This is a genomic window from Streptomyces fildesensis (assembly GCF_016107395.1).
Classification (GTDB): domain Bacteria; phylum Actinomycetota; class Actinomycetes; order Streptomycetales; family Streptomycetaceae; genus Actinacidiphila; species Actinacidiphila fildesensis.
On sequence record NZ_JAAIKO010000002.1, the window covers coordinates 357,539 to 380,420 of the forward strand.

18 protein-coding genes are annotated in these 22,882 nt (G+C 71.6%); 6 read left to right on the forward strand and 12 right to left on the reverse strand.

Annotated features, from left to right (window positions below; translation table 11 throughout):
• The first annotated feature begins 3 nt into the window (after nucleotides 1-3).
• A complete protein-coding gene (locus C6N31_RS05375; RefSeq protein ID WP_198357179.1) occupies nucleotides 4-1,251 on the forward strand; it encodes a hypothetical protein in 1,248 nt (415 codons plus the stop codon).
• A 16-nt stretch (nucleotides 1,252-1,267) separates the two neighbouring features.
• Here C6N31_RS05375 and C6N31_RS05380 read toward each other — a convergent pair whose 3' ends face one another.
• The 4 genes from C6N31_RS05380 to C6N31_RS05395 all read right to left on the reverse strand — a co-directional run bounded on the left by C6N31_RS05380 (nucleotide 1,268) and on the right by C6N31_RS05395 (nucleotide 7,446).
• Nucleotides 1,268-1,711, reverse strand: coding sequence for a hypothetical protein (locus C6N31_RS05380; RefSeq protein ID WP_138355033.1), 444 nt, complete (start codon nucleotides 1,709-1,711; stop codon nucleotides 1,268-1,270).
• A gap of 42 nt (nucleotides 1,712-1,753) precedes the next feature.
• Complete coding sequence (locus tag C6N31_RS05385) at nucleotides 1,754-2,089, reverse strand: hypothetical protein (RefSeq protein WP_138355032.1); 336 nt, start codon at nucleotides 2,087-2,089, stop codon at nucleotides 1,754-1,756.
• An 11-nt stretch (nucleotides 2,090-2,100) separates the two neighbouring features.
• Nucleotides 2,101-6,570, reverse strand: coding sequence for an RHS repeat-associated core domain-containing protein (locus tag C6N31_RS43585; protein ID WP_138355031.1), 4,470 nt, complete (start codon nucleotides 6,568-6,570; stop codon nucleotides 2,101-2,103).
• Between the two features lie 105 nt (nucleotides 6,571-6,675).
• A complete protein-coding gene (locus tag C6N31_RS05395) occupies nucleotides 6,676-7,446 on the reverse strand; it encodes an IclR family transcriptional regulator (protein ID WP_138355030.1) in 771 nt (256 codons plus the stop codon).
• 135 nt (nucleotides 7,447-7,581) lie between these two features.
• On the opposite strand from C6N31_RS05395, the gene C6N31_RS05400 reads away from it, so the two are divergent.
• The gene (locus C6N31_RS05400) at nucleotides 7,582-9,114 is read left to right on the forward strand and encodes an aldehyde dehydrogenase (NADP(+)) (protein ID WP_198357180.1); all 1,533 of its coding nucleotides are present in this window, start codon (nucleotides 7,582-7,584) and stop codon (nucleotides 9,112-9,114) included.
• 17 nt (nucleotides 9,115-9,131) lie between these two features.
• A complete protein-coding gene (locus C6N31_RS05405; RefSeq protein WP_138355028.1) occupies nucleotides 9,132-9,743 on the forward strand; it encodes a DUF1349 domain-containing protein in 612 nt (203 codons plus the stop codon).
• A 57-nt stretch (nucleotides 9,744-9,800) separates the two neighbouring features.
• Here the strand turns inward: C6N31_RS05405 and thpD are convergent, their stop codons facing one another.
• From thpD to C6N31_RS05430, 5 genes are all read right to left on the reverse strand, one after another.
• Nucleotides 9,801-10,700, reverse strand: coding sequence for an ectoine hydroxylase (gene thpD / locus C6N31_RS05410; protein ID WP_138355027.1), 900 nt, complete (start codon nucleotides 10,698-10,700; stop codon nucleotides 9,801-9,803).
• 4 nt (nucleotides 10,701-10,704) lie between these two features.
• Nucleotides 10,705-11,163, reverse strand: coding sequence for an ectoine synthase (locus tag C6N31_RS05415; RefSeq protein ID WP_164296452.1), 459 nt, complete (start codon nucleotides 11,161-11,163; stop codon nucleotides 10,705-10,707).
• 82 nt (nucleotides 11,164-11,245) lie between these two features.
• The gene (ectB, locus tag C6N31_RS05420) at nucleotides 11,246-12,526 is read right to left on the reverse strand and encodes a diaminobutyrate--2-oxoglutarate transaminase (RefSeq protein WP_138355025.1); all 1,281 of its coding nucleotides are present in this window, start codon (nucleotides 12,524-12,526) and stop codon (nucleotides 11,246-11,248) included.
• Between the two features lie 108 nt (nucleotides 12,527-12,634).
• Nucleotides 12,635-13,150, reverse strand: a complete 516-nt coding sequence (gene ectA, locus C6N31_RS05425) for a diaminobutyrate acetyltransferase (RefSeq protein WP_138355024.1) — start codon at nucleotides 13,148-13,150, stop codon at nucleotides 12,635-12,637.
• A 359-nt stretch (nucleotides 13,151-13,509) separates the two neighbouring features.
• A complete protein-coding gene (locus C6N31_RS05430; RefSeq protein WP_138355023.1) occupies nucleotides 13,510-14,553 on the reverse strand; it encodes a pyridoxal-phosphate-dependent aminotransferase family protein in 1,044 nt (347 codons plus the stop codon).
• Between the two features lie 113 nt (nucleotides 14,554-14,666).
• On the opposite strand from C6N31_RS05430, the gene C6N31_RS05435 reads away from it, so the two are divergent.
• The 3 genes from C6N31_RS05435 to C6N31_RS05445 all read left to right on the forward strand — a co-directional run bounded on the left by C6N31_RS05435 (nucleotide 14,667) and on the right by C6N31_RS05445 (nucleotide 20,240).
• On the forward strand, nucleotides 14,667-15,758 hold the full coding sequence (locus tag C6N31_RS05435; RefSeq protein ID WP_138355044.1) for an amidohydrolase family protein: 1,092 nt from the start codon (nucleotides 14,667-14,669) through the stop codon (nucleotides 15,756-15,758).
• Nucleotides 15,759-16,042: 284 nt separating this feature from the next.
• On the forward strand, nucleotides 16,043-17,233 hold the full coding sequence (locus C6N31_RS05440) for an SCO1860 family LAETG-anchored protein (RefSeq protein ID WP_138355022.1): 1,191 nt from the start codon (nucleotides 16,043-16,045) through the stop codon (nucleotides 17,231-17,233).
• A gap of 193 nt (nucleotides 17,234-17,426) precedes the next feature.
• Complete coding sequence (locus C6N31_RS05445; RefSeq protein ID WP_187144828.1) at nucleotides 17,427-20,240, forward strand: ABC transporter substrate-binding protein; 2,814 nt, start codon at nucleotides 17,427-17,429, stop codon at nucleotides 20,238-20,240.
• Here C6N31_RS05445 and cobC read toward each other — a convergent pair.
• Genes cobC through C6N31_RS05460 form a run of 3 tightly spaced genes read right to left on the reverse strand, consistent with a single transcriptional unit; the run spans nucleotide 20,230 to nucleotide 22,845 of the window.
• Nucleotides 20,230-21,339 (reverse strand): Rv2231c family histidinol phosphate aminotransferase CobC, encoded by a 1,110-nt coding sequence (cobC, locus tag C6N31_RS05450; protein WP_138355020.1) that lies wholly within the window; start codon nucleotides 21,337-21,339, stop codon nucleotides 20,230-20,232. The two genes, C6N31_RS05445 and cobC, sit on opposite strands and share 11 nt — an antisense overlap.
• A complete protein-coding gene (locus C6N31_RS05455; protein WP_138355019.1) occupies nucleotides 21,323-22,222 on the reverse strand; it encodes a sirohydrochlorin chelatase in 900 nt (299 codons plus the stop codon). The genes cobC and C6N31_RS05455 overlap by 17 nt, the downstream gene beginning before the upstream one ends.
• Nucleotides 22,219-22,845, reverse strand: a complete 627-nt coding sequence (locus C6N31_RS05460) for a precorrin-8X methylmutase (RefSeq protein ID WP_138355018.1) — start codon at nucleotides 22,843-22,845, stop codon at nucleotides 22,219-22,221. Before C6N31_RS05460 ends, C6N31_RS05455 begins: the two co-directional genes overlap by 4 nt.
• Between the last annotated feature and the right edge of the window lie 37 nt (nucleotides 22,846-22,882).

Genomic DNA, 22,882 nt, shown 5'->3' on the forward strand with positions numbered 1-22,882 from the left:
AGCGTGACCACTGAACCACCCGCTTCCGGGGACGAGTCCGCCATACCGGACGACGTCTGGGAGAAATTCGTCCAGGACAGCGAACAGGACATCCGGGCGCAGGCTCCGAAGGAGCCGTCGGCACGCGCCCGGATGGTCACCGAACGGCTCCGGCGCGAGGCCGAGCTGGCCGAGCAGCAGCAGAAGAAGAACAAGCGGTGGGGGCGCGCACCGAAGGCGAAGCCGGGCGAGCCCGCCGGCTGGCGCACCGGCCCCGCCTGGCAGGACAGAGAAGGCCGGGCGACCCGGCGGCGGCTGCGCGGAGCGCTGGGTGTGCTGCTGACCGTCGGGGTCCTCCTGGCGGTGCTCAACCCGTCCACCGCGGTGGCCTGGCTGCACGGTGACTTCGGCAACGCCGCGGACTCCACCGATTCCACGGGCCACCGCTCGGACGGCTCCGGCCGGCCCACCGCCGGCCAGACCACCCTCCCCCCGGAGACGGCGCCGCCCACCGCCGCCCCGTCCGTCGACCCCCTGGCGGACACCCCGACGCTCGCCGAGCCCTTCCGCGGCTCGCCGGCCGCCCAGTACGCGGACGGTGCCGCCGGAATCGTGCTGCCCACGGCCCGGCCGGTCGGCCGGATGACACGCAAGCAGGTGGAGTCCGCGCTGAGCAGGACCAAGGAGTTCCTGGTCGACACGAACCTCAACCCGGCGACGCTGCGCGGGGAGCGCCCGCAGCTCGCGATGGGCCTGGTCGACCCCCTGCAGACGGAGATCACCTCGCGCTGGGACGCCTCCTTCCGCAAGCCCGACAAGGAGCACGACCCGCTGCTGGTGGCCAGCCGGTTCAACCCGGCGGAGGTGAAGACGGTCGGCAGCGTGATCAAGACGCGCGGCCTGATCACCTTCAAGGAGGGCAGCTCCGGCTCGGTCACCGTGCACGCCGACGTCACCTTCGTCTATCCGGTGACCGCCGCCGGCGGCTCGACGGCCGTCTCCCGCACCATCGTGCGGCGGGTGCTGGACTTCGACGTCGCCGACCCCCGGATCGAGCAGGTGACCGCGGGCAGGCTCTGGGTGTCCGGGTACCGGCAGGACATCGGCAACACGGCCTGCGACATCTACGACGGCTTCCTGCACCCGAGCATCGGCCCGGACAAGAACGCCTCCGCCACCCCGGGCCCCTCCGCGTCCCAGATCGACCCGTACGACCGCAGCAGGCCCCTCGACGACGCGAAGAAGGACTGCGGCGAGGTCACCCGCGTCTGACCCGCTCCCGCCCCGGTCATCCGGGACGCGCGACCAGCGGCGCGAAGCCGGCCAGTGACATCTCGAGATCCTGCCGGCCGGCGTCGTCCGCCGGCAGGAGGGGCAGCTGAACGTCGGCGAACTCCTTCGCCGCCGCCCACACCGCGGTGACGACGGCCCGTACGTCGGACCGGTCGACCGGCGTCCCGGGGGCCCGGGTGGTGATCGTCCCGTCCTTCGTCAGGGAGAACTTCAACGAGAAGGACGAGTCGGCCGCGCCGAACGCATGGCCGCCGCGGCCGGCTTCGACGAGCGAGCGCAGACCGTCGAGAAGCAGGGAGACGGAAACGTGGATCATCATCGCCTGGTCCGGCGTACGGCCGCGCGATGAGTACGAACCCAGGTTCCCCGTCACCGCCATGTGCCCGAGGTCGAACCCGGAGGGCGGCGGCAGATCGTCGACGGAGAACGCGAATCGCACCGACGCGACGGAAGGCTGGGGCGAGTCCACGCGGGTCCGACCTCAGTCGATGACGGTGAACCAGCAGATGTCGCCCGAGTCGGGAAGTCCGGGCATGGCCCGGACCTCCGCGGCGATCCTGGCCAGTACCTCGGCCGGGTTCCCCTCCCACGCGGCGAACGGGGTCTCGTCGGACGCTGTGAGATCCCCCGCTCGCGCACCCGCGCTCAGCAGGTCACCGACGATGCGGAGGGCCAGCTCCTGCTGCCGGTCCATCGTCGCCCCCCGGCCGAGCAGGCCGCCGACCGTCCCACTGATGACGGAGAAGCCCACCCAGTCGTCGTGGGCGTATCGGACGAGATAGTCCAGCTCGTTCGCGTACTGCTCTGCGGAGAACATCGTCCTCGGTCTCAGGGATGGGGGGCGTGGAAGCGCTTCATGTCGAGTTTATCCACGTCGTTGTAGTCGATCGTGGGCCCGCCCATCAGGCCCTTCTTCTGGGAGGCGCTGAAGGGCCGGTACGTCACCGTGGCCTTCGGATCGTCGGAGAGCCGCCACAACTCGATGTCTCCCTTGGGGGTCGTTTTGACCTCGGGGGGCCCGAGCTTCGCGTGCAGATCGGCCCGGACGTCCTGGAGTTTCTGCGCGTCGATGATCCTGACCCCGGTGGCGTCCTCGACGCCCAGCATGTTCCCGTGCTCGTCCACAGCGGTCGAGCGTGCCGCGTCGTGCCGGGCCTGGTCGGCGGCGTCCAGGCACTTCAGGCCCAGCGGGTCCGTCCAGGTGAACGGGTTGGGCACGTAGGCGTGGTGGTTCGGCGCGGCTTCCAGGCCCAGCGGGTCCGGGGACGCGAACCGGGCGGCCGCGGGATCGTAGTAGCGCTGGAAGTTGTAGTGCAGGCCCGTCTCGTCGTCCAGGTACTGCCCGGGGAAGCGCAGCGGGCAGTCCGCCGGTTGCGTGCTCCCGCCTCCGGGGACCGTGCCGCCCCAGAGGGTGGTCTGCAGGTGCCAGGCGATGTCGCCGTCAGGACCGACGAGTTCGGTGGGCGTGCCGGTGAGGTCGGTGACGATGGCGTAGAAGCGGCGGTCGACCTCGGCCTGGCCGGTGCTCTGGGAGACCGGACGGTGGGTGCCCGGAGCGTAGTCCCAGGTGGTGGCGGTCCCGTCCGCGGTGACCTGCTCGGCGAGCCGGGTGCCGTCCCATGTGAAGAGGGTTGTCCCGGCCACGCTGCCGTCCCCGGCCAGCCGCTCCTTCGCGGTACGCCGGCCGAGCGGGTCATAGCGGTAACGCCACGTGGTGTCGTCCGGGGTGACCACTTCCACCAGCCGGTCCTCGGAGTTCCACGTGTACGTCCAGGTGCGGGTCTGGCCGTTGAGCAGCCGGCGGGTGCTGCGTACCAGCCGGCCCTCGCCGTCGTGCTCGTGGAGCGTACGGCCCGCGTGCCGGAGCAGGGTGCCGGTGAACGTCCGCTCGCCTCCCTCGGCGCCGGCGCCGGGTGAGTCCGCCAGCGTGAGGTTGCCCACCGCGTCATAGGCGTACGACTCGGTCCAGTCCCGCCCGTGCACGCCGGTGATCCGGCCCGCCGCGTCCAGGTCGAAACGCCGTATGCCGCTCACGCTGTCGGTGATTCCGGCGAGCAGTCCGTCCTCCCGGTAGGCGTACGACCGTTGCCGGACGATACGCGATTCGGGTCCTGTCGAGAGCAGTTGTCCGGTCAGCCGGGACAGCGGGTCCCACTGCTGGGAGAGTGTCGCGCTGCCGCCCAGGTGTCGTTCGGTCTCCCGGCCCGCGCCGTCGTAGGCGAAGGTGATCGTGGTGTCCTGGGCGGTGAGGGCGGCCGGACGGCCCACCCCGTCGTACTCCCAACGGGAGACCGCGCCGGACGGTGCGCGCCGCTCGACGGTCCGGCCCGCACCGTCGTACGCGAGCGTCATGGTGCGGCCGTTCACGGTCTCGGCCAGAATCCTTCCGGCGGCGTCGCGTTCGATGACGACGTCGGCGTCCGCGTTGGACATGCCGGCGAGCTGCCCGTCCGGCGTGTAGGCGAAAGCGGTGACGGTTCCGTCGCCTGCCTGCTGCCGGACCGCACGGCCCAAGGTGTCGCGGGTGTAGGTGAGGCTCTCGCCCGAACCGTTGATCCTGGTCGCGAGACGGCCGGCGGCGTCGTGCTCATAGCTCAGGGTGCGGCCGTTGAAGTCGGTCTCCGCGACGACGCGGCCCGCCGCGTCATAGGCATAGGTCCAGGTGCGGCCCAACGGATCGGTGACGGCCGTCAGCCGCCGCTCGGTGTCATGGGTGAAGTCGTAGGTCGTCCCGTCCGGAGCGGTACGCGACCGCGGCAGATCGAACGCGGTCCACGACCGGCGGGTGGTGCGACCGGTCTGGTCCGTGTGTTCGACCAGATTGCCTTCGGCGTCCCAGGTCCAGACCTCGCTCGCGCCGTCCGCACCCGTGTAGCGGGCGAGCCTCCCCTCGGCGGTCCAGTGGTAACTCGCGCCATGACCCAGCGGATCGGTCACCCGGAGGACGCGTCCGAACGGATCGCGCACGCTCCTCCGGGTGCTGCCGAGGGCATCGGTCACCGCGACGGGCAGCCCGGCGGGGTCGTTCTCCACCAGCTGGGTGTGGCCGAGCGGACCCGTGATCGAGGTGCGGTGACCCCGCTCGTCGTAGGTGAAGCGGGTCTCGGCGCCGGTGGGGTCCACGATGGCGACGGGGTTGCCCCGCTCGTCGTAGGCGCGCGTCCACCGGGCGCCGCCCGGTTCCACGACCTCGATGGGCAGTCCCATCCCGTTGTAACGGGCCCGGGCGGCGGAACCATCCGGACGCAGGACCGTGGTCAGGTTGCCGTCCGCGTCGTAGGTGTAGCGGACGGTACGGCCCAGCGGATCGGTGCGCGACAGCAACCGGTCCCGCCGGTCCCACTGGGAGAGCGTCGTATGACCGAGTTCGTCGGTCACGGCCACGACCTGGTAGGCCTCGTCCATGCGGTAGGTCTTGCTGTGTCCGTGGGAGTCGGTCACCACCGTGGTCCGGTTCTCGTCGTCGTAGGAGAACACGGCGTCGAGGATGCCGCCCGATCCGGCGGTGGCTGTGCAGCGTCCTTCGGTGTCGTAGGTGTAGCGGTACCAGAAGCCGTTGCGGTCCTCCCAGCCGGTGATGCGCCGTTCCGCGTCGTATTCGAGCGTGAACGGCGTCGGGGAGGAGTTGTAGATCCGCGTGAGGTTGCCGGCGGTGTCATAGCCGAACCGCTGCAGGACCGGGCGGTCCTCGTGGCTGAGGAGGCGCAGCGCGGTGATCCGCTGGTCCTCGGTCTCGATACCTATCCGGTAACCGCCGCTGTGCCGTACTTCGGCGGGGACACCGTCGTCGGTGTACGTGATCTCGATGCGGACGCCGTTGCGGTCGGTGATCGCGGCCAGTGGAAGGCGGGCCGACTCGCCCGCGGCGGGTGGCTGTTCGAGGACGAAGTGTGATGTGCGCCCGGTGGCGGGGTCGGTGACGGACATGCTGCCGCCCGCCGTGCCGTCCCAGGCCAGCGGCCGGGTCGTCCCCACGACCGGCAGTACCGGCAGGCCGGGCTGGGGTCGCGGGTAGCACAGGCTCATGCCGTCGGCGGTCCGGAACACCACACCCTGGTCGTCGACCTCCAGGTGCTGGTCCAGGGTCGACGCCCAGGACGGGCCGAACCAGCGTCCGGCGCGGTAGGACGACACATGTGTCCGTTCCAGGACCAGCGGTAGGGCGCCCGGCAGATGGACATCGGTCTGGGGCATGATCATTTCGCCCGAGGCCACGTCTATCGGGTCCTTCTCGCAGACGCGCTCGCTCAGTTCCTTCGCGTCCTTGCGCAGAGCGGGCAGTCCCTTGCGCAGGGCACCGGCGACGTCCCCGAGGTGGCTGCCCATGCCCTTCATCAGCTTGGGCAGGTTCTTGGCCATCTTGAGCAGGCCGCCGGCGGTGGTGAGGCCCTTGAACATGGGGATGCAGTCGAGCGCGGCGAAGGCCACGTCCCACAGCGATGCTTTGCCTTGCGCGTATTTGATGAGCGTGTCGGCAAGGACGACCAGCGCCGCGGCGAGCACGATCCAGGCCAGCGGTCCGCCGATGATCATCACGATGATGCCGAGGACCGCGACGATGACCTTGCAGACGGCGACGATGTCGTCCCAGTGGTCGGCGACCCAGTCGACCGCCTTTTCCCACCAGTGCTTGTTCTTGATCCCCGCGTCCGACGCCTCATGCAGGGCGTGTTCGGCGGTCGAGGCGGCGGTGTCCCGCAAGTGGGCGGCCTGCGCGGCCAACTCCTTTGCCGCGTCGAGGCGCTGCTGCGCGTCGTGGACGGCGGTGTTCGCGGACTTCTGCGCGTTCGAGGCGTCCAGCGCGTTGCGGGTGGCGGTACGGACCTCGTCCGCGGACGGCGGTTCCACGCCCGGCTTCGGATCGGCCTGGTACTCCTTGGACTTGTCGCCCGCCCGCTTCACCCAGTCGTTGGCGTTCGTCTGGGTGGTCTTGGCCGCGTCCAGGTCCTGGCGGGCCGTACGACCCTGCGCCAGCGCCCGGTCGGCGTCGGCCTGCGCCGTCTCCAGCTTCGGCCAGTACGTCTCCAGCGCCCCCGACGCCAGCCGGTAGGACTTCTCCAACTTGCCCAGCTCGCCCGGCAGATCCCCGAACTGCTCCCGGTACGCGTCCGCCGCCAGCCCGGCCCAGTCCTGCACGGCGTTGTTGCCGCTCAGCCCGCGCACCGAGCGCAGCGCCGAGGACACGTCGTCGGCGAAGTCGCCCAGTTTGCGGGCGAGTTCCTTCACCTCGTACGGGTCCCCGGGGACCGGATCCCGGTCCAGGTCCAGCACATGCCAATCCGTCGGACGATTCGCCACGTTGTTCCCCCGTGTGTGATCAACTCCGCGTCGATTCTTGCATTCCGGGAGCGGGGGCAACGAGGTGAGGGGCAGGTCGTCGACGTTCTGTGACGATGCGAAAGGTCACAGCCGGCGGGTGGCCAGGGTCAGGCGGTCCCGGGCGTCGAAGAGGGTGTCCTTGATCATCTGTTCGTGGGCGGGGGTGAGCCGGGCCACGGGGACGGAGCAGCTGACCGCGTCGCGGGCCGGGGTGCGGTACGGGATGGCGATGCCGAAGCAGCGCAGGCCGAGGGTGTTCTCCTCGCGGTCGACGGCGAAGCCCTGCTCCCGGATGACCGCGAGTTCCTCGATGAGCTTCTCGCGGTCGGTGTGGGTGTGCTCGGTGAGGGGTTCGAGGGTCTCGGGGAGCAGTTTGCGGACCTGCTCGTCGGTGTACGTGGCGAGCAGCGCCTTGCCGAGCGAGGTGGAGTGCGCCGGGAGGCGGCGGCCGACCCGGGTGAAGGGCCGCAGGTAGTGCTGGGACTGGCGGGTCGCGAGATAGACGACGCTGGTGCCGTCCAGCCGGGCGAGGTGGATGGTTTCGCTGGTGTCGTCGGAGAGCCGGTCGAGGGTGGGGCGGGCCGCGGCGACGACCTCGTCACCGTCGATGTACGAGGTGCCGACGAGCAGCGCCCGGACACCGATCCCGTAACGCGTTCCGGTGGCATCGGTTTCGATCCAGCCGAGCTCGACTAGGGTGCGGAGCAGCATGTAGAGGCTGGACTTGGGGTAGCCGACGGATTCCTGTACGGCCGCGAGGCTGTGCATTCCGGGTCGTCCCGCGAAGAATTCCAGCAGTTCGACCGTGCGGACCGCGGACTTGACCTGAGAACCGCCACCGTCGCCAGCAGACATCGTCCTGACCCCTCTTGTTCGGCCCCGGATCCTGCAAGTAGGCTCCGGAATGGTTCAAAGATTCATAAGTGAAGACGCTGTTCAGCATATCGAACAGTGGCTGATCCGCATGAGGCAAATCTGGAGGTTCCCCCGGTGGCTGTTCCAGTCTGGTCCGTCGACCCCCGTACCGGGAAGCAGCGGGAGCAGGTGGCGGACGAGGCCACCACGGCGGAGATCGACGCCGCCGTCCGCGCCGCGGCCGCCGCGGCGCCCGCGCTCGCCGACCGCAGCGTACGCGCCCTCCTGCTGCGGACCGCCGCGGACCTTCTGGAGGAGGCCGGCCCGCAGGTGCTGGAGGCGGCCGACGCCGAGACGGCGCTCGGCCCCGGCCGGCTGACCGGCGAGCTCGCCCGCACCACGTTCCAGCTGCGCGCGTTCGCCGACATCGTCGACGAGGGCGCCTTCCTGGACGTCGTCATCGACCACGCGGACCCGGCCGCGAAGCCCGCTCCCCGCCCCGACCTGCGGCGCTACAAGATCCCGCTCGGCGTGGTCGCGGTCTACTCGGCCAGCAACTTCCCGCTGGCGTTCTCCGTCCCCGGCGGCGACACCGCGAGCGCGCTGGCCGCCGGCTGCCCGGTCGTCGTCAAGGCGCACCCGGACCACCCCGCCACCTCGGAGCTGTGCGCGAGCGTGCTGCGCCGCGCCGCCGTCCGGGTCGGGCTGCCCGCCGACGTCGTCGCCGTCGTGCACGGCTTCCAGGCCGGTATCGACCTCATCAAGCACCCGCTGGTCAGCGCCGCCGGATTCACCGGCTCGGTACGCGGCGGGCGGGCGCTCTTCGACGCGGCCGCGGCCCGTCCCCGGCCGATCCCCTTCCATGGCGAACTGGGCAGCCTCAACCCGGTCGTGATCACCGAGGCCGCGGCGGACGAGCGGGCCGAGCAGATCGGCGCGGGACTCGCCGGGTCCATGACTCTGGGCGTCGGCCAGTTCTGCGTCAAGCCAGGACTGGTGCTGGCCCCGGCCGGCGCGGCGGGCGACCGGCTGCTCAAGGCCGTCACCGCCGCCGTCAGCGACTCGGACGCGGGCGTCCTGCTCGACGTCCGGATGCGGGACGCCTTCGTCGCCGGTGTCGAGGCCAGGGCCGCGCTGCCCGGCGTCGAGGCCCCGGTGACCCCGGGCTCCGGCGGCGAGCACACCGTCAGCGCCGGATACCTCACCGTTCCCGCCGACCGGCTGGCCGCCGAAGGACCGCACGATCTGCTGCTCGAGGAGTGCTTCGGCCCGGTGACGGTCGTGGCGCGCTACGAGGACCGCGCCCAGATCACCGCCGTGCTGGAGCGGCTGCCCGGCAACCTCACCGCCACCGTCCACATCGGTGAGGAGGAGGCGGGACAGGAGGACGGCCCGGCCACCGCGCTGCTCGCCGAACTCACCCCGCTGGCGGGCCGGCTGCTCGTCAACGGCTGGCCGACCGGCGTGGCCGTCGCCCCCGCCCAGCACCACGGCGGCCCGTACCCGGCGACCACGTCGACCTCGACCTCCGTCGGCGGGACCGCCATCGAGCGCTGGCTGCGGCCGGTCGCGTACCAGGACACCCCGGTCGCCCTGCTCCCCGCGGAGCTGCGCGACGAGAACCCGCTCCACCTGCCGCGCCGCTTCGACGGCCGGCTGGAGATCTGAGCGGAGCTGAACGCGTAGTGGAGCTGAAGGAGCTGCCCTTCGGGCTGCGGGCGTACGGTCCGGCCGCCGATCCGAGCTACCAGGACGGCGCGCTCGTCCTCACCGCGGGTCCCGGCCAGGACCGCTTCGTGCACCCCGGCCGGGCGCCGAAGGTACCGGCGGCCGACGCGCCCCGGCTGCTCGGCACCCCGCCCGAGGGCGACTTCCAGCTGATCGCCCGGGTGACGGCCCGGCTGCGGGCCGCTGGCGACGCCGGAGCGCTCTACCTGCAGGTGGCCGACGAGCAGTGGGCCAAGCTCTGCCTGGAGCTCTCGCCCGCCCGGTACACCGTCGTCTCGGTCGTCACCCAGGGCAGCTCCGACGACGCCAACAGCTGGGAGGTGGACGGGGACCACGTCTGGCTGCGGATCACCCGCACCGGCCGGGCCTTCGCCTTCCACGCCTCGGCCGACGGTGAGCGGTGGACGTTCGTCCGGCTCTTCGCCCTCGGCACGGAGCGGGAGGCGGCGGCCGCGAGCGTCGGTTTCATGACGCAGTGCCCGTCGCCGGACGCCGACGGGTGCACGGCGGTCTTCGACCGGATCACCTTCCGGTCCGGCGCGCCCGCCGACCTGCGCGACGGCGGCTGAAACGCCCTGCGGGGGCCGGGCTGCCCCCAGCAGTCCGGCCCCCGCAGGGCTTGCCCGCTACCGCACCGGGGTGAAGTCCCGTGCGCCGATGAACTCCGGCCGCCGTACCGGCGCCGCGAACGGCTCGACCGCCGCGTTCTCCACGCTGTTGAAGACGATGAAGACGTTGCTGCGCGGGAACGGCGTGATGTTGTCGCCCGAACCGTGCATGCAGTTGCAGTCGAACCAGGTCGCGGAACCCGCCGCACCCGTGAAGAGCTTGATGCCGTGCTCCCCGGCGAGTTCGGTGAGCGCCTCGTCGGACGGGGTGCCGGCGTCCTGCATCTGCAGCGACCGCTTGTAGTTGTCCTTCGGCGTCTCGCCCGAGCAGCCGAGGAACGTACGGTGCGAGCCGGGCATGATCATCAGCCCGCCGTTGGTGTCGTGGTTCTCGGTCAGCGCCACCGAGACGGAGACCGTCCGCATGTTGGGCAGACCGTCCTCGGCGTGCCAGGTCTCGAAGTCCGAGTGCCAGTAGAACCCCGACGCCCCGAAGCCCGGCTTGACGTTGATCCGGCTCTGGTGGACGTAGACATCGGAGCCGAGGATCTGGCGCGCGCGGTCGGCGAGCCGGGGGTCGCGGACCAGCTCGGCGAAGACCTCGCTGATCCGGTGCACCTCGAAGACCGAGCGGATCGACCCGGACTTCGGCTCGACGATCGCGCGGGGGTCGGCCCGGATCGCCGGATCGGCGCAGAGCCGGTCCAACTCATCGCGGTAGCGGCCCACTTCGCCCGGCAGGAGCAGCTGGTCGACGGTGAGGAAGCCGTCCCGGTCGTAGCCGCGCAGCTCGGCGGGCTGGATCGGGCCCGGCGTGCCGTACTCGGACCACACGACCGGGTCCTGGCGGGGAGTGGTGACCTCGGACGCGCCGCGGGTCGGGTACCGGCTGGTGATGGTGTCGGTGGTGGTCGTCATGGCGTCAGGCTCCCTCGGTCTCGGTCTCGGTCCCGTTCCGGGTCCTGGTACGGGTCGCGGTCGTGCCCCCGGTCTCGGTCAGCAGCGGGTAGACCCCGTTCTCGTCGTGCACCTCCCGCCCGGTGACGGGCGGGTTGAAGACGCAGACGAAGCGCAGATCGGTCTTGGGGCGCATGGTGTGCCGCTCGTGGCCGTCGAGCAGGTAGAGCGTGCCCGGGGAGATCCAGTGGGTCTCCCCGGTCTCGTCGTTGGTCAGCTCGCCCTCACCGTCGACGCACAGCACCGCCTCGATGTGGTTGGCGTACCACATGGACGTCACGGTCCCGGCGTACATCGTGGTCTCGTGCATCGAGAAGCCCACGCCCTCGGCGGCGAGGACGATGCGCTTGCTGCGCCAGGTGCCGGTCTCGGCGGTCACATCGCGGTCGGTGCCCTCGATGTCCTTGAAGGATCGGACGATCACGTGGTTGCCTCTGCTTTCTTTCCGTTCGTGGCCGGGCCCGGCTGCGGACCCGGGCCCGGCCTGGCTCGACTCGGCTCCTGGGTCAGGCGGATTCGCCGACGACGTCGCTCACGGCCCGCGTGAGGGTGCGCAGCCCCTCGTCCAGCTCGTCGGGGGTGATGGTCAGGGCCGGCAGCAGCTTGACGACCTCGCTGCGCGGGCCGGAGGTCTCCAGCAGCATCCCCAGCTCGAAGGCGCGGGCGCAGACCCGGCCGGCGATCGACGGGTCGATGAACTGCAGGCCCCAGGCGAGGCCGCGGCCCCGGTACTCGGCGCCGGCGCGTGCCTGAGCCGTGCAGATCTCCCGCAGCGCGGTCTCGACCTGCTCGCCGCGCATCACGGTCTGCTTCTCCAGCTGGCCGTCCGCCCAGTAGGTGTCGAGCGCGGCGGTGGCGGTGACGAACGCCGGGTTGTTGCCGCGGAAGGTGCCGTTGTGCTCGCCCGGCTCCCAGACGTCGAGCTCCGGCTTGAAGAGCGCGAGGGACATCGGCATGCCGTAGCCGCTGATGGACTTGGAGAGCGTGACGATGTCCGGCGTGATCCCGGCCTCCTCGAAGGAGAAGAACGCGCCGGTGCGGCCGCAGCCCATCTGGATGTCGTCGACGATCAGCAGCATGTCGCGGCGCTTGCACAGGTCGGCCAGCGCCCGCAGCCACTCCGGACGGGCGACGTTGATGCCGCCCTCGCCCTGGATCGTCTCGACGATCACGGCGGCCGGCTGGTTGAGGCCGGAACCCTGGTCCTCCAGCAGCCGCTCGAACCACAGGAAGTCCGGCACCCGGCCGTCGAAGTAGTTGTCGAACGGCATCGGGGTGCCGTGCACCAGCGGGATGCCCGCGCCGGCCCGCTTCATCGAGTTGCCGGTGACGGCGAGCGAGCCGAGCGACATCCCGTGGAAGGCGTTGGTGAAGGAGACGATCGACTCGCGGCCCTTGACCTTACGGGCCAGCTTGAGCGCGGCCTCGACGGCGTTGGTGCCGGTCGGGCCGGGGAACATCACCTTGTAGTCCAGGCCGCGCGGTTCGAGGACCACCTGCTGGAAGCGCTCCAGGAAGGTGCGCTTCGCGGTGGTGCTCATATCCAGGCCGTGGGTGACGCCGTCGCGTTCGAGGTAGTCCAGCAGCGCGCGTTTGAGCACCGGGTTGTTGTGCCCGTAGTTGAGCGCGCCGGCGCCGGAGAAGAAGTCGAGATACGCGTGGCCGTCCTCGTCGTACATCACGCTGCCCTGGGCGCGGTCGAAGATGACCGGCCAGCTGCGGCAGTAGCTGCGGACCTCCGACTCCAGGGACTCGAAGACGGTCATGTCGGGTGCGGTGATGGTCACTGTGCCTGCTTTCCGGGAGGCGGTGCGGTGGGGGTGCGGTGCGGTGGGGGTGCGGTGCGGTGGGGATGGTGCGAAGTCAGGGGTGGGGGGAAGCGGAACGCGATGGCGTCAGACCGTCGGGCCGATGCGGAACAGCACCTCGGAGTCGTGCCCGTCGGGGAACAGGGCACCGGGGAAGAGGACTTCGCGTTCGACCGGGACGTCGTGGCGCTCGGCGAAGGAGGTGAACAGCCGCTGCGAAGCGGCGTTGTCCGGCGTGATCGTGGTCTCGATCCAGCGGACGTCGTCGACGGCGACGCGTGCGGCGAGGTGGTCGAGCATGGCCGCCGCCACGCCGCGGCCGCGCTGCGCCGCGTCGACGGCCACCTGCCAGACGACCAGCGTCCGCGGCTCCTCGGGGCGGAGGTATCCGGTCACGTAGCCCACCGGGGCGCCGTCGGCGTCGCGGGCCACCACCGAGGTGCCGGCGAAGTCGCGGCACCACAGGAGATAGCTGTACGAGGAGTTGAGATCGAGCGTCCGAGAATCGCGGGCGATGCGCCACATCGCTCCGCCGTCATCGACTGTGGGGGTGTCGAGGAATGCGGGAGCGAGTGGTGCCTTCCATTCCGTAGCGGCGTTCATGCGGAATGAACCTACCGAGCAGAAAGTGGAATTGCATGGGGCGGAGGTCTTTACGCAGCCGGCTCGTCGTGTTATCGCGCGGGTGGGTGCGGGTGGCCAAAACCGTGGCGAGACCTGCGGTTATATCCGGATATGACCGGGTGATTCGATCTTGGTGTGGAGTCCGTCACATTGCCGGAGCCGGCCAGGATGCTTTAACGGAATCCTTGCGTTTAGCCTTCGGAAGGCTGGGCATGAGACATGCGGAAGAATGCTTCCGGAGAATTCGGTCTGGACCGGCCGCAGAAAGGCCGAATTCCCCGGAAGTGCTTTCTTGTCCTTTGATGTGATCACGCTCTGCTGTAATGGGTGACGCTGCGCTATTCGGAAAGCGCCGTACCCAGCGCCGCGAGGCTCCGGGCGACCACGGCGGGATCCGCGTCGGGGCCGTAGTGGTTGACGCGGACCATCTCCTTGGCGAGCGCGCCACCGCCGGCGACGAGCGGGACCGAGGGGTCCAGGGCGAGCGCCCGCGCCACCAGCGCGGTGGCGTCGGTCCCCGCGGGCACCCGCAGCGTGGTCGCGACCGGCGCGGCGTCGCGCGCCTCGTACACATACGGCTCCAGGCCGCCGCCGAGGGCGAGCGCGCCCTCGCGGGTCGCGGTGGCGGCCGCCCGGTGCCGGGCGATCACCGTGTCGAGGCCGTCGGCGTCGATCCGCTCCAGACACGCCTCCAGCGCCAGCATCTCCAACTGCGCGGGCGCGTGCGGGAGTGCGGCGCGGCCGGTGTCGATCCAGCGCTCCTTCCAGTCCAGCAGGGAGAGGTACGAGCGGCGCGGCGCCGCCGGGTTGGCCGCCATCCGCTCCCAGGCGCGGGCGCTGACCGAGACCGCCGACACGCCGGCGGGGCCGCCCATCGCCTTCTGCGCGCCGATGACGCACAGGTCCACGCCCCACGCGTCCGGCAGCAGCGGTTCCGCGGCCACCGACGCGACCGCGTCCAGCATGAACAGCGCGCCGTGCGCGCGCACCACCTCGCCGATCTCCGCCACCGGGTTCGTGTTGCCGGTGGCCGCCTCGGCGTGCACCAGCGAGACGAAGTCGATCTCCGGGTGCTCCGCCAGAGCGCGCTCCACCTGCTCGGCGGAGACCGCCCCGTGGAACGGCACGGCCAGGTCGGTGACCTCGGCGCCCGCGTCGCGCAGCCAGTCGCCGAACGTCTTCCCGTAGGGGCCGGTCACCACATTGAGTGCCGCGGAGCCGGGCCGGGCCCCGCCGCGGATGCAGCCTTCGAGGGGCAGCAGCGCCTCGCCCTGGGTGATGACGACGTCCTGCTCGGTGCCCAGCAGCGCCGCGACACGCCGTTCGATCCCGGCGAAACGGGCGGCGGTCAGCGGGGGCAGGTCCAGGAGGGGGTGCGTCACGATGTGTCTCTTCCGTACGGATGAAGGTCTGGGGCATGCCCGGGGCCGTGTCGGGCCCGAGGGTGCCTTCGCGAGCGTACCTCCGACCTTTTAGGGTGCTGGGCATGAGTGTCATGGGTGATCGCGGTGCGCTGCACGTCAAGGGCCGGGTGCTGGTCGGCCCCGAGGACGTCAGGGACGAGGTGTGGGTGCTGGACGGCCGGATCTCGTACGACCGGCCGGCCGGACCGCTCGAGGTGACCACCGTCGAGGGCTGGGCGCTGCCCGGCCTCGTCGACGCGCACTGCCACGTCGGCCTCGACACGCACGGCCCGGTGGACGCGGAGACGGCGGAGAAGCAGGCGCTGACCGACCGCGAGGCCGGCACCCTGCTGCTGCGCGACGCCGGGTCGCCGTCCGACACCCGCTGGGTCGACGACCGCGAGGACCTGCCGCGGATCATCCGCGCCGGCCGGCACATCGCGCGCACCCGCCGCTACATCCGCAACTACGCGCACGAGATCGAGCCGGGGGATCTGACGGCGTACGTCCGCCAGGAGGCGCGGCGCGGGGACGGCTGGGTGAAGCTCGTCGGCGACTGGATCGACCGCGAGGCCGGTGACCTCACGGCCTGTTGGCCGCGCGGCGCCCTGGAGGAGGCCATCGCCGCCGCCCACGAGGAGGGCGCGCGGGTCACCGCGCACTGCTTCGCCGAGGACTCGCTGCGTGACCTCGTGGAGGCGGGTATCGACTGCGTCGAGCACGCCACCGGGCTGACCGAGGACACCATCCCGCTCTTCGTGGAACGCGGCGTCGCCATCGTCCCGACCCTGGTCAACATCGCGACGTTCCCGTCGATGGCGGCCGGCGGCGAGGCCAAGTTCCCGCGCTGGGCGGCCCATATGCGCCGGCTGCACGAGCGCCGGCACGCCACGGTGGGCGCCGCGCACGACGCCGGCATCCGGATCTTCGCCGGCACCGACGCGGGCGGCTCGCTGGCCCACGGCCTGATCGCCGACGAGATCGCCGAACTCGTCACGGCGGGCCTGTCGCCGGTCGAGGCGCTGTCCGCCACGACCTGGGGCGCCCGCGCATGGCTCGGCCGCGACGGGCTCACCGAGGGCGCCTCCGCCGACCTCATCGTGTACGCCGCCGATCCGCGGGCGGACGTACGGGTGCTGGCCGATCCGCGGCGCATCGTGCTGCGCGGGCGGGTGGTGGGTTGACGCAGCGTTACGCGAAGCAGGTGCGGGTCGTTGAGCACCACCGCGTACTCCTCGGCGCGTCAACGGAGGTGGGGGCCGTCATCACGTGGCACGGGTGACGGGTGGGAACGGGCGTGCAGCAAGATTCGAAGATAATGCCGGAAACCACCCGTATGGGTGAACTCGCTTCAGGTAGTCGCCAGTTCACTCTCAGTGCGTAAATATGGCGGGACCGAGGTCACCGGCGGTCGCGTTGTCCCCTCAAGCGGCGCCGCTGACTCCAAGCCACTCGTGGGGGTTCCACCGTGTACAGCTCCAACTTCAGCCTGCCCGCACGCCGTTCGGCCGCCGCCGTCGGCGCGGCCGTCGCGCTTGCGGCAGGTGCGCTGGCCGTCGCCCCGGCGGCCCAGGCGCATCCCTCCGGAAACTCCGGGGGCACCTCCGGCGGCTCCGGGGGCGGCAGCTCGACCGCGACCGTCCTGCGCGCGGGTCTCGACGTATCGCTGGTGAACAAGACGGTCCATCTGCCGCTGAACGTCTCGCTCAACGATGTGAAGGCACCGGCCGACGCCGCCGAGACCGCGCTCACCGCCAAGCTGGACGGTGTCGACCAGGGCAAGCCGTTCAGCATGCTGCGGGCGGATGTCGCCACCGCGAAGGCGACGGCCGACGCGCACAAGGCGGAGGGCTACGCGAACCTGGCCCGCGCCGAGGTGCATCTGCCCGGCCTGCCGTACCTGTCCCTGATCAAGCTCGAGGCGGTCACCTCCAAGGCGACCTGCGAGGCGGGCCGGAAGCCGACCGCGTCGGCCACGCTGGCCGGCGTGTGGGTGCTCAACAAGAAGGTCACCCTGACCGCCACCGGGACGACCAAGGTCGCGGTGCCCGGAGTCGGCGAGGTCAGCCTCGACCTGACGAAGACCCGGACCACGTCGCGGACGGCCGCCGCCACCGGGCTGGAACTGAAGGTGAAGGTCAATCCGCTCAAGCTGAACGTCGCGGTCGTCAGCGGCACCGTGACCCTGGTCAAGGCGACCTGCGAGGCGCCGAAGGTGGTCGACCCGACGACCGGCGGCACCTCCAACGGCGGCGCCACCCACGGCGGTACCACCAACGGTGGAGCCGACAACGGCGGTGCTACGAATGGCGGTGCCACGAACGGCGGCACCACCGGCGGCGGTGCCTCCACCGGGGGAGCGTCGTCCGGCGGGTCCACGACCGGTGCCGACTCCGGTGGCGCGTCGGGCGGTTCGGGCGGTAGCTCCGGCGGCAGCGGTGGTTCGAGCGGCGCGAGTGGTTCGGGGGGCACCGGCGGCAGTGGTGGGTCGGAGCCGCAGACCGGCCCCACCACCCAGAACCTCGCGGAGACCGGCAGCAGTTCCAACACCCCGCTGCTCGCCGCGGGCGCCGGTGCGCTCGTCGTGGTCGGCGGTAGCGCGCTGTATCTGACGTCCCGCCGCCGCAAGGCGGCGCAGGCTGCGGAAACCGACGCCTAGACGTCCGGTTCCGACCGGATGGGGACCCGAGGGGGGACTGAGGGTCCGAGGGGGAATGGGAGAGGGCGGCGCCGTTGTCGGCGTCGCCCTCTACTGTTGTGTTCAGGGGAAAGCAGACAGAGTTCGCAGGGTTCGTTTCAGGGGTCACAGGGGTCACGGGGTCCGCTGGACGGGCCGGGGGTCGGGGGACGCGATGGACAGCGCGCTGTTCGGGGGCAGGTACGAGATCCGGGAGCTGCTCGGCTCCGGAGGCATGGCACGGGTTCATCTCGCGTACGACACCCGGCTCGGCAGGACCGTCGCCGTCAAGACCCTCCTGCCGGAACTGGCCCGGGACGCCGAGGCCCGGCGCCGCTTCGCGCGCGAGGCCCGCGCCGCCGCCGGGCTCAACCACCCCGGCATCGTCACCGTCCACGACCAGGACGAGGTGCGGACGGACGAGGGCATCGTGCCGTACCTCGTCATGGAGTACGTGGACGGCAGCACCCTCGCCGAACTGGCCCGCAGCCAGGTCAGGCTGGACATCGATCGGGCGGTCAGGATCACCTGCGACATCCTGGACGCGCTCGCCCACGCCCACGCCCGCGGGCTGGTCCACCGGGACGTCAAACCGTCCAACGTCCTGATCACCTCGACGGGTTCGGTCAAGGTCGCCGACTTCGGGATCGCCCGGGTCGTGCACTCGCTGACCCGGATCACCGGCACCGGATCGGCCCTCGGCACCCCCGGCTACATGTCACCGGAGCAGATCGAGGACCGCGAGGTGGACGCGCGCAGCGATCTGTACGCGGTCGGCTGCATGCTGACCGAACTGCTCACCGGCACCGTCCCGTTCCCCGGCCCGACGCCGCTCACGGTGATGTACGCGCACATCCACTCCACCCCGGAGCCGCCCTCGGCGCGGAACGCGGCGGTACCGCCCGAGCTGGACGTGATCGTCATCTCCGCCCTCTCCAAGAACCCCGCGCTGCGCCCGCGCAGCGCGGCCGCCATGCGCGACGACCTGAACGGCTGGCTCGCGGCACCCCGGGGCGGCGCCACCCCGGCCCTGCCGCCCGCCCCCGTCCCGCGGCCGGTCGTGCCCCTGCACCCGGCCTACAACCCGCCGCACACACCGCCGCACACCCCGGTTCCGCCGCCGCTGCCGATGCCACCGGCGTCGGGGCGGCCCGGCGAGGTGTACACGTCCCAGCAGTGGGGCACGGCGCCGGTCGATCCGCGCCGCGGCAAGGGACGGCGGCGCGCCCTCATCGCTGTTTCGGCGGCCGTGGTGCTGACGCTCGGCACGGTGCTCGCGGTCCGCCTCGGCTCCTCGCACGCCCCGTCCGAGCACACCGTCACGGCCCTGGACCTGATCGGCAAGCGGACCGTCGGCCGCGGCTTCGACGGGGCGGTCAACGGCACCGTCAACCCGTCCACGGCCAAGGGCGGCACGCTCAAGCTGATGTCGTACTACGCCCCCGACTCCCTGGACCCGGCGCGCTCCTACTCACCGCTCGCCTGGAACCTGGACCGGCTCCTGCTGCGCAAGCTCGTGGACTTCGCCCCCCAGCCCAGCGGGGCGGGCGCCGAACTCGCGCCGGACCTGGCCACCACCACCGGCACGGTCAGCGACGGCGGCCTCACCTACACGTACACCCTCAAGAAGGGCGTGACCTTCGAGGACGGCACGGCCATCACGTCCAAGGACATCAAGTACGGCATCGAGCGGACGTTCGCGACCGATCTGTTCAGCGGCGGACCCACGCATCTGCGGGACCTGCTCGACCAGGGCCAGTCCTACCCGGGCCCGTACAAGGACACCGACCCGGACCAGCTGGGCCTGAAGAGCGTGCTCACACCGGATGACAGCACCATCGTCTTCCATCTCGACGCGCCGTTCGCCGACTTCCCGTACGTGCTCGCGCTGCCGATGTCCTCGCCCGTGCCGAAGGCCAAGGACACCAAGGACAACTACGAGAAGCAGCCGGTCGCCAGCGGACCGTACAAGATCGCCTCCTACGATCGCGACAAGAAGCTGCGGCTGGTGCGCAACGACGAGTGGGACCCGGCCACCGACGGCATCCGCACGGCCCTGCCGGACGCCGTCGACTTCACGGTCGCGGCCGGCTCCGACGTGGTCGACGCCGCGCTGCTCAGCGGAGAGGCCGACCTGGACCCGGCCCAGGCCGGTGTGCAGGACGCCACCCGCACCAAGATCCTCGGCAGCGACAGCCTCAAGGCGAACGCGGACTCCGCGCTGATCGGGGCCGTCCGGTACTTCTCCCTGCAGACCGCCGTCGCACCCCTGAACGACTACCGCTGCCGCTGGGCGGTGCAGTACGCGGCGAACCGGACCGCGCTGCGCGACGCGGGCGGCGGAAAGGACGCGGGGGACGTCGCGGGCGGGATGCTGCCGCCGACGGTCGGCGGCTACGACCCGCATCTGAACACGTACGGCACGACCGCCGGCCGCACCTATCCCGACCTCGCCAAGCGCCAGCTGTCCGACTGCGGGCACGCGTCCGGCTTCTCGACCACCATCGTCACGGCCACCGGCAACCCCCGGACCAAGGCCATCGTGGAGAATCTGCGCACCCAGCTCGCCGCCGTCGGGATCACCGCCAAGACCGAGTACCCCGAGGCCGCGGACCTGTACGCGACGCTGCCCGACCAGAAGAAGATCAAGGAGCGTGGGTGGGGCATCATCCTCACCACCTGGCAGTCCGACTGGCCCACCCCGGCCGGCTTCCTGCGCCCGCTGCTGCTGACCGGCAGCCCGTCCAACTACGCGGCCCTCGCCGACCAGCAGCTGAAGGACCTGATGGACGAGGCCGACGCCAAGACCGACCGGAACTCCGCCGACAGCGTCTGGCGCACCGTCGACTCCACCTCGCAGGACCGGGGCACCCTGATCCCGTTCATGTACGTGCGGCAGCTCAACTACCGCTCGGCGCGGCTGACCAACGTCTATCTCCACCCGGCGCTGGGCGGTGTGGACATCCAGGCGCTCGGCCTCAAGAACTGACCGCCGGGTCCTCCGGGCTCCGTCCGCTGCGCGCCTTGGCCAGCGCTTCGACGAAGGCGTCCGTCGTGGCCGCGTCGCGGACGGCGATCCGCAGCCACCGCCCGTCGAGACCGGGGAAGGTGTCCGCGCGGCGGACCGCGAAGCCGAGGTCGCGCAGCCGCTCACGGACGGCGGCCGCGTCCTGCAGTTCGACCAGGACGAACGGCCCGGCGGGCGTGCCTGCGACCTCCAGTCCGTCGAACTCGCCCAGCCGGGCGAGCAGATACGCGCGGCAGACCGCGATCTCGGCCGCGGCCCGGTCCGCCTCCGCCAGCGCGTCCGGTGCCACACACGCCTCGATGGCGGCCAGCCCCGGCGACGAGACCGCCCACAGCGGCTGCGCGCGCTCCAGCAGGGCGATGTGCTCGGCGCCGGCGAGCACATAGCCGATCCGCAGTCCCGCCAGCCCCCAGGTCTTGGTGAGGCTGCGCAGCACGACGAGACCGGGTACGTCACGGCGGGCGGCCAGCGAGGCGGACTCGCCGGGTACGGCGTCCATGAACGCCTCGTCGACCACCAGGGTCCGGCCGGGCCGGGCCAGCCGTGCGACCACGTCGGACGGGTGGAGTGCCGACGTCGGGTTCGTCGGATTGCCGAGCACGACGAAGTCGGCGTCCTCGGGAACGGCCGCCGGATCGAGCCGGAAACCGTCGGCGGCGTCCAGGACCACCCGGTGCACGGCGTGTCCGGCGTCGCGCAGCGCCGCCTCGGGCTCGGTGAACTGCGGGTGCACCACGACCGCGTGACGCGGTGCGAAGGCCCGCGCCAGCAGCACGAACGCCTCCGCCGCGCCCGCCGTCAGCAGCACCTCGTCCACCGGCCGGCCGTGCCGCCGGGCGACGGCGGCCCGCGCCGCCCGCCCGTCGGGATAGGCCGCCAGGCCGTCGAGCGACGCGGCGATCGTCGCCTTCAGCCAGGCCGGCGGCGTACCGGCACGGACGTTGACGGCGAGGTCGGTCAGTACCCCGCCGTCGTCGCGCACCTCGGCGTCGCCGTGGTGCCGGAGGTCGTAGCCGTCCGTGCCGCCGGCACCGGAAGTGCCGTCAGTGGGAGTGGGCATGGTGACCGTGGTGGTGGCCGTGGTCGCCCGAGGGGTCGTCGGGGTGGTGGTGCGGCTGCTGCGGCATACCGACCCGGTCCTCGAAACCGGGCAGCTTGACGCGGTAGACGCAGGAGTCGCAGTTCATCCGCAGATCGCCCTTGAGGGTCTCGCGGTAGCGCTCCATCACCAGGTCGGCCAGCTCCGGCTCCGGGCCGATGACGGCCGCCTGCCGCACGTCGGTCGCCGGATGCGCGGCGGCCCATTCGGCGGCCTGGTCCCGGACCCGGTCCGGCAGGATGCCGGTGAACAGGAAGTACGGCAGCACGACGATGCGGCCGGCGCCCAGCTTGCGGCAGCGCTCAAGACCCGAGGGCACGTCCGGCGCGGCCAGCGACACGAACGCCGTCTCCACGCCCGCGTAGCCGCGGCCCTCCCACAGCAGCCGCGCGACCTTGTATATCTCGGCGTTGGCGTCCGGGTCGGTCGAACCGCGGCCGACGAGCAGCACCGTGGTGTCCGAGCGGTCGTCGTCGCCGAGCACCTCGTCCAGCCGCCGCTCCAGGATCGTCAGCAGGCCCGGGTGCGGGCCCAGCGGCCGGCCGTAGGTGTACGTCGTGCCCGGGTGCCGCTGCTCCTCGCGGGCCAGGGCGGCCGGGATGTCGCCCTTCGCGTGCCCCGCGGAGACCAGCACCATGGGGACCGCCGCGAAGCTGCGGACGCCCTGCGCCACCAGTTCCGCGACCGAGTCGGCGAGCGGCGGCGGCGACAGTTCGATGAACCCGCCGCCGACCGGCAGCCCGGGATTGTGCTCGCCGAGCTGCCGGACGAACGCACGGAAGGCTTCGGCTCCGGCCTCGTCACGGGTTCCGTGGCCGACGAGCAGGAGTGCGGGCGGGATCACAGCGAGTTCTCCTTGGTGAGGGGGGTGAGGGCTTCCGGGGCGGCGGGGCCGCCGGGACGTTCGGTGTAGAGCAGGGCGTTGAGCGCGGCGGACGCCACGGCGGAACCGCCCTTCTCGGAGATGTTGCTGACGGCGGGCAGACCGGAGGCGCGCAGCGCGGCCTTGCTCTCCGCCGCTCCCACGAAGCCGACCGGCAGACCGATCACCAGCGCGGGCGCGGCGTCCAGCGTCAGCAGTTCCTCGAGCGCGGTCGGCGCGCACCCGATCACCCAGACGGCACCGGGACCGACCTGTTCGTAGGCCAGCCGGATCGCGTGCGCGCTGCGGGTCAGCCCGGGACCCGACCGGCCGTCCTTGAGCCGGCAGACGACCGGCCGGGTGGTGATCCCGGCGGCGACCATCTCGACATCCGCGACGATCGGGGCGCCCGCGTGCAGCGCGGTGTGGGCGGCCAGCAACTCGGCCTCGTCACAGACGAGTTCCCCGGCGTACTCCAGATCGGCGCTGGAGTGGACGACCCGCTCGACCACGGCCCGCGTCAGCGGCGGGAAGTGCGAGGTGTCGAGCCGGGAGCGCAGTCTGCGGAACGACTCCTGCTCGATGGGGTGAACGGTGCGGGTCACAGGGAACCTCCCGGTCGTCGGATGGGCTGCGGGCCGG